Origin of the sequence: Mesorhizobium sp. M7A.F.Ca.ET.027.03.2.1, from assembly GCF_003999175.1 — a bacterium.
Lineage (GTDB): Bacteria > Pseudomonadota > Alphaproteobacteria > Rhizobiales > Rhizobiaceae > Mesorhizobium.
This window is the reverse complement of record NZ_RZOM01000324.1, coordinates 1-5,749: the sequence shown is the minus strand read 5'-3', so window position 1 is coordinate 5,749 and position 5,749 is coordinate 1. Positions and strand designations below refer to the sequence as shown.

Below are 5,749 nucleotides of genomic sequence, written 5' to 3'. Positions count from 1 at the left end.
ACGTCCACGCCGACAACGCAAGGACCAGAAATGCCAGCACGCTGCCGGTGGCCGCCAGCCGCCGGCGCCCTATCATGGCCGCGAGCAATCCCGCCAGCAGCAGGAAGATCGCCAGGTTCAGCGGCTGGATGAAGAACCAGAATATCTTGGACAGGTAGAAGAACATCGCTCACCCCATTGCAGCGCCGCGCGGGCGTGGGCGCTCAAAGGACGCTAACACTTTGATTTTGCGCAGCATCCTTCCGAAAATCGATTCCGACTTTCAGGGCATCCGCTAGACGAGCGACGTCCCTACCACCACTTCTCCGGCTGGAACGTGCCTGCGGCCTGCTCGATGACGGCGGCGGTCTGGAACAGGGTTTCCTCGTCGAACGGCCGGCCGATCAGCTGCAGCCCGAGCGGGAGGCCCTTGGCGTCGAGCCCGGCGGGCACGGCGATGCCCGGCAGGCCGGCCATGTTCACCGTGACGGTGAAGATGTCGTTGAGGTACATCTTGACCGGATCGGCAGCCATGTCCTCATCGGCGACGCCGAAGGCGGCGGACGGCGTTGCCGGGGTCAGGATGACATCGACGCCGGCGGCGAAGACCGTCTCGAAATCCCGCTTGATCAGATTGCGCACCTTCTGCGCCTGCAGATAGTAGGCGTCGTAGTAGCCGGCCGACAGCACATAGGTGCCGATCATGATGCGGCGCTTGACCTCGCGGCCGAAACCGGCGGCGCGGGTCTTCTCATACATGTCGACGATATCCTTGCCCGGCACGCGCAAGCCGTAGCGGACGCCATCATAGCGGGCGAGGTTGGATGACGCCTCGGCGGGCGCCACGATGTAATAGGCGGGCAGCGCGTATTTGGTGTGCGGGAGGGAAATGTCGACAATCTCGGCGCCGGCGTCCTTCAGCCAGGCAATGCCCTTCTGCCACAGCGCCTCGATCTCTTCGGGCATGCCGTCGACGCGGTATTCCCTGGGAATGCCGACCTTCATGCCCTTGATCGGCTTGCCGATCGCGGCCTCATAGTCCGGCACCGGCCGGTCGACCGACGTCGTGTCCTTCGGATCGACCGAGGCCATCGACTGCAACAGGATCGCGGCATCGCGTACGTCGCGCGCGATCGGGCCGGCCTGGTCGAGCGACGAGGCGAACGCGACGATACCCCAGCGCGAGCAGCGGCCATAGGTCGGCTTGATGCCGACCGTCCCGGTGAAGGCGGCCGGCTGGCGGATCGAGCCGCCAGTATCCGTCGCGGTCGCGCCGGCGCACAGGAAGGCGGAGACTGCCGTGGCCGACCCGCCAGAAGAGCCACCCGGCACCAACTGCGCATTGTCCAGGCTGCGCACGGTCCTCGTGCCGCCGGCCGAGACGAAGCCGCCATCACCCTGATGCGTCGTCGGCATCACCGCAGTATCGAGGCGCGAGCGCCGCCACGGATTGATGACCGGACCATAGTAGGACGTCTCGTTGGACGAACCCATGGCGAACTCGTCCATGTTGAGCTTGCCGAGCATAACGGCGCCGTCGGCCCACAGATTTGACGTAACGGTCGATTCGTAGCGCGGCTTGAACCCGTCGAGCACATGGCTGCAAGCCTGCGTGTGGACGCCTTCGGTGCCGAACAGGTCCTTGATCCCCAACGGAATGCCTTCCAGCGCACCGCCCTCGCCCTTGACCAGCCTGGCGTCGGACGCCTTGGCCATGTCGCGCGCCTTGTCGCCGGTCACGGCGACATAGGCATTGAGCGCCGGATTGGCGCGCTCGATAGCGCCGAGATAGGCCTCGGTGATCTCGGTCGCGGTGATTTCCTTGCCGCGCAGCTTGGCGCGGGCCTGTGAAATCGTCAGCTGGGTCAGGTCGCTCATCAAAGGCTCTTTTCGTAAAACACCGACCACTCAGAATCGGGATAATCCAGCACCGGGCCGCAACGCGAAAACCCGGCGCGTTCGTAGACTGTCCACGCCGCGGGATGACGATCGCCCGTCTCCAGCACCAGGCGCTTCAGTCCCTCGTTGCGCGCCAGCGCCTCGACCCGCTCGACGATTTTCGCGCCGATCTTCTGGCCGCGATGCGACGGCCTGATATACATGCGCTTGACCTCGCCAATGGCGCCGTCATGACGCTTCAGCGCGCCGCAGCCAATGGCCAGGCCTTTATCTCGGGCGATGAAAACCGTCGTGTCCTGACCGGCCAACTGCTCAACCGTCAAATGGTAGCAATGCTCCGGCGGCGTCAGTTCGAGCAAGGTCTCGTTGAGTTCGGTGACCAGCCCGCGCAGGTCGTCCTGGAGCGGCGTCTCAATGGCGATCTCGATTGCCATCGGCGGACTTACTCCACGACCTTCGGCACGAGGAAGAAATTCTCTTCGGTCGCCGGCGCGTTGACGACGATGTCGGCCGCCTTGCCGCCGTCGGTGACGACATCGCTGCGCTTCTTCATGTCCATCGGCGTCACCGAGGTCATTGGCTCGACACCGGAAACATCGACCTCGTTCAGCTGCTCGACGAAGCCCAGAATGGCGTTCAGCTCGCCGGTCATCCGTTCGGCATCCTCTTCGCTCACCGCGATGCGGGCGAGATGCGCGACGCGCTTCACTGTCTGAAGATCTACGGACATGTTTTTGCCTCGGGGAAAACCAGTTCGGGCTATAGCGGCGCCGCGCGCGCTGCGCAACATGCATCGTGCGAGAGACCAGGCTGTGCCGACGGCCCGCTCATCGGCTCTCAGAATACGTCTATGGCAGGGCAACGCCTTCGCACAGATAGTAGCTGCCGCTGTTGCCGCTTGCTTCGCTTTCGTCGTCGACGGGCCGAACCGACACGAGATCGATCTGCTTCGCGTTCATTTGCGTCACCGAGAGAACGTCGGGAAAGACATAACCCGGTTCCTGGCAGATGGCCGTCACCGCCCAGCTCGGCGAAGCCGTCGCCTTGCTGATCTGCAGAAACTCGCAATTGTATTCGACGCTTTGCAGGCCGTATGCCGAAAGCACGATGTTGCCGGCGTCGATCAGCGTTTGCAGCGTGTCCTTCTTGGCCTGTTTGCAAAGCTCCTCGGACTGAAGGTAGACGCCTTCGATGAAATCATCCGCAGCGAGCGCGGGCGACGCCGCGACCAGTATGGAAACGCAAAAAGATTGCCTCAAAGCCATGGTTTTATTCCATTATGGCTGCTTCTAAATCGTAATCGTCTCGCCAATCTTGGGCAAAGCCACCTTGATGCCGGATCCTTCCAGGCCGGCCTCGAACTTGTCGGCGGTCGGGTCGATCATCGGAAAGGTGCCGAAGTGACAGGGAACCACGGTGTCGAACTTGAAGAAGCGCCGGCAGGCAAGTGCGGCCACCGCGCCGCCCATGGTGAAGCGGTCGCCGATCGGCACCAGGCCGATCTTCGGCTCGTGCAACTCGTTGATCAGCGCCATGTCGGAAAAGATGTCGGTGTCGCCCATGTGGTAGAGCGTCTTGTCTTCCGGGAAATGCAGGACGAGGCCGCCCGGATTGCCGAGATAGGTGTTCTGGCCACCTTCGCCGGGGAACGAGGATGAATGCAGCGCCTGGACGAAAGTGGTGGTGAAGCCGCCGCAATCGACGGTGCCGCCGATGTTGCCCGGGTTGATCTTCTTGTCGCTGGCGCCCTTGCCGACCAGGTACATGCAGATCTCGAAATTGGCGACTAGCTGGGCGCCGCTTTTGCCAAGCACTTCCAGCGCGCCGCTGATGTGGTCGCTGTGGCCATGCGTCAGCAGTACATGCGTGATTCCCTCCGCCGGTCCCTCCCAGCCGCCCGTCCAGGACGGATTGCCGATCAGATAAGGATCGATGAGGATCTTGGCATCAGCGGTCTCGATGCGAAAGGCCGAGTGGCCGTACCAGGTCAGTTTCATGAATGCATTCCTCGATTTTTATCTTGCCAAAGGATAGAACGCCGACGGCCCCGAGATCAAAGGGTTACTGTGTCCACCACGCGTTTGACAAAACACGTGGTGGTGAAAGGCGAAGGACGGCCGGTGGGCATTATCACGATCGAGGAATTGCCGGCGCGGCTGACCGGCGGCAAGACGCTGGCGGGACTTGACCTCGGCGACAAGACGATCGGCGTCGCGGTCTCGGACCAGAGATTTTCCTTCGCCCATCCGCGCCCGGTCATCATGCGAAGGAAATTCTCGCTCGATGCGGCGGTGCTGCTCGCCTTGCTGCGGAAGGAGAATGCCGGCGCGGTGGTGATTGGGCTGCCGATCAACATGGACGGTTCGGAAGGTCCGCGTGCGCAGAAATCGCGCGCCTTCGTTCGCAACATGGCCCAGATGAGCGACCTGCCCTTCGTGCTCTGGGATGAGAGACTATCGACGGTCGCGGCCGAAAGGACGCTGATCGAGATGGATTTCTCGCGCCGCAAGCGCGCCGGCAAGATCGATTCGGCGGCAGCCGCGTTTATTCTGCAGGGAGTTTTGGACCGGCTTCAGTCGCTCCACGCATCCGCTCGAACGGAACCGGACCCGCCCAGCGCTGTTTGACCCAGCCGGCGATTTCGCGGCGACGGCGGAAAGCCCAAAGCGCCATCAGCAGCAACCCGTCGAAGACGCACGTCTTTGCCACCATGCCGGGAATGATCGCCGGATCGATGCCGAGCATCTGACCATAGAGCTGGAAGAAGAAGTCGTGCATCTGTCGGCTGAGCATCGTGTAGCCGAAATTGATGTCGTTGGCCGACAGATAGAACCAGCCCCAGAAAATCGCCATCGGCGCCGCCCAGAACCCGAAGATGTAACGCATCAGCGGCCTCCCCTGTGATTGGAGCCGGTCTTGGAGACCGTTCGGCCTGATATGAGTGAGAGCAGCGAATTGTGAGCCGCGGCTTTTGCCATGTCATGCGCGACGGCATGGATCTCGCTTTCGCCGGAAGCCGCTGCCACAACCACGGACCGCCGCTCGGCAAGCATGGCGACATAGGACGCCAGAAGTGCCGTCAGCTGCACGGCAACCGCCATGAACAGCCCGTTGATGCCTTGCGCAGCACCTCCGATGACGATCAGCGACAACATGCCGGACGCGCAGATGAAGGCGATGCGGGCGACGCTGTCGGCGCCGGGACTGGTCGCGTCGTTGACCAGGGCTTCGACAAAGGCCCAGAAAAACAGAACCGCGACGATAAGCAATGCGGTGGCGAGCGGCGCCACGACAACGAAATTGTCGAGGTCGACGAAGCGGGTACCCTCGATTGTGGTGCCCAGCACGCCGAGCGCCGCCGCCACACCCCGGTTTCCGTCGATGCAGATGAGCGCAAGCAGGGCGAAAACAATCGCCCAGTGCAAGGCCAGAAAAGAGGTCAGTACCTGTCGCATCGGTGTTCCTGCTTCGCAAAGCAAGAGACGGCCAATCTGAACCATTCCCTGCTCGCGCCGGGACAGTGGGCCTTGCCGTCCGCCATCGCAACGGAAACCATTTGTTAAGGTTAACGGTGATCAGCCATACGCGTGAGGATGCCCGCCAACGCGTCAAAACTGTGGATGGCGCCGGTTTTTGCGATGCTCGCCGCTCAGTTCACCGGCGGATAGAGCGTGTCGATGATCATGCGTGCATCGTGGCGCGAGTCGACCATGCCATAGGTGTTGCGCCATTGGCCGGCCAAACGCGTCTCGACGAAAGCGTCGGCGATCCGCCCGGCCCCCAAACGGCGCAATTCCGCCGCCGCAGCCGACAGTGCCAGCTGCTCGGTCAGCAGCCGGGCCGAACCTTCGTCGGTTGAAGCAACCTGCAT

Annotated in this window: 8 protein-coding genes and 2 pseudogenes; 1 reads left to right on the top strand and 9 read right to left on the bottom strand. The window is 62.5% G+C overall.

What is annotated here, in order from left to right; all coding sequences use genetic code 11:
• The 6 genes and pseudogenes from EN750_RS40765 to EN750_RS15915 all read right to left on the bottom strand — a co-directional run.
• Positions 1 to 166: pseudogene (locus EN750_RS40765) on the bottom strand (YdcF family protein); the annotation flags it as partial.
• Positions 167 to 291: 125 nt separating this feature from the next.
• The gene (locus tag EN750_RS15935) at positions 292 to 1,857 is read right to left on the bottom strand and encodes an amidase family protein (RefSeq protein WP_127321155.1); all 1,566 of its coding nucleotides are present in this window, start codon (positions 1,855 to 1,857) and stop codon (positions 292 to 294) included.
• Positions 1,857 to 2,312, bottom strand: a complete 456-nt coding sequence (locus EN750_RS15930) for a GNAT family N-acetyltransferase (protein ID WP_127396977.1) — start codon at positions 2,310 to 2,312, stop codon at positions 1,857 to 1,859. The genes EN750_RS15935 and EN750_RS15930 overlap by 1 nt, the downstream gene beginning before the upstream one ends.
• An 8-nt stretch (positions 2,313 to 2,320) precedes the next feature.
• Positions 2,321 to 2,608 carry an Asp-tRNA(Asn)/Glu-tRNA(Gln) amidotransferase subunit GatC gene (gatC, locus tag EN750_RS15925; protein WP_127272494.1) on the bottom strand — a complete coding sequence of 96 codons (288 nt, stop codon included), beginning with the start codon at positions 2,606 to 2,608 and terminating at the stop codon, positions 2,321 to 2,323.
• A 118-nt stretch (positions 2,609 to 2,726) separates the two neighbouring features.
• Positions 2,727 to 3,143, bottom strand: a complete 417-nt coding sequence (locus EN750_RS15920; RefSeq protein ID WP_127321156.1) for a hypothetical protein — start codon at positions 3,141 to 3,143, stop codon at positions 2,727 to 2,729.
• Between the two features lie 24 nt (positions 3,144 to 3,167).
• Positions 3,168 to 3,875, bottom strand: a complete 708-nt coding sequence (locus EN750_RS15915; protein ID WP_127396976.1) for a metal-dependent hydrolase — start codon at positions 3,873 to 3,875, stop codon at positions 3,168 to 3,170.
• A gap of 123 nt (positions 3,876 to 3,998) precedes the next feature.
• Between EN750_RS15915 and ruvX the strand changes: the two genes are divergently transcribed.
• Entirely contained in the window at positions 3,999 to 4,505 is a 507-nt protein-coding gene (gene ruvX / locus EN750_RS15910; protein WP_023812961.1) for a Holliday junction resolvase RuvX, read from the top strand.
• Here the strand turns inward: ruvX and EN750_RS15905 are convergent.
• From EN750_RS15905 to EN750_RS15895, 3 genes and pseudogenes are all read right to left on the bottom strand, one after another.
• Positions 4,423 to 4,764: a DUF6105 family protein gene (locus EN750_RS15905; protein WP_127272493.1), complete on the bottom strand. Its 342-nt coding sequence runs from the start codon at positions 4,762 to 4,764 to the stop codon at positions 4,423 to 4,425. The genes ruvX and EN750_RS15905 overlap by 83 nt on opposite strands.
• The gene (locus tag EN750_RS15900) at positions 4,764 to 5,333 is read right to left on the bottom strand and encodes a hypothetical protein (protein ID WP_127396975.1); all 570 of its coding nucleotides are present in this window, start codon (positions 5,331 to 5,333) and stop codon (positions 4,764 to 4,766) included. Before EN750_RS15900 ends, EN750_RS15905 begins: the two co-directional genes overlap by 1 nt.
• Before the next feature lie 194 nt (positions 5,334 to 5,527).
• Positions 5,528 to 5,749, bottom strand: a pseudogene (locus EN750_RS15895) (DNA alkylation response protein); the annotation flags it as partial.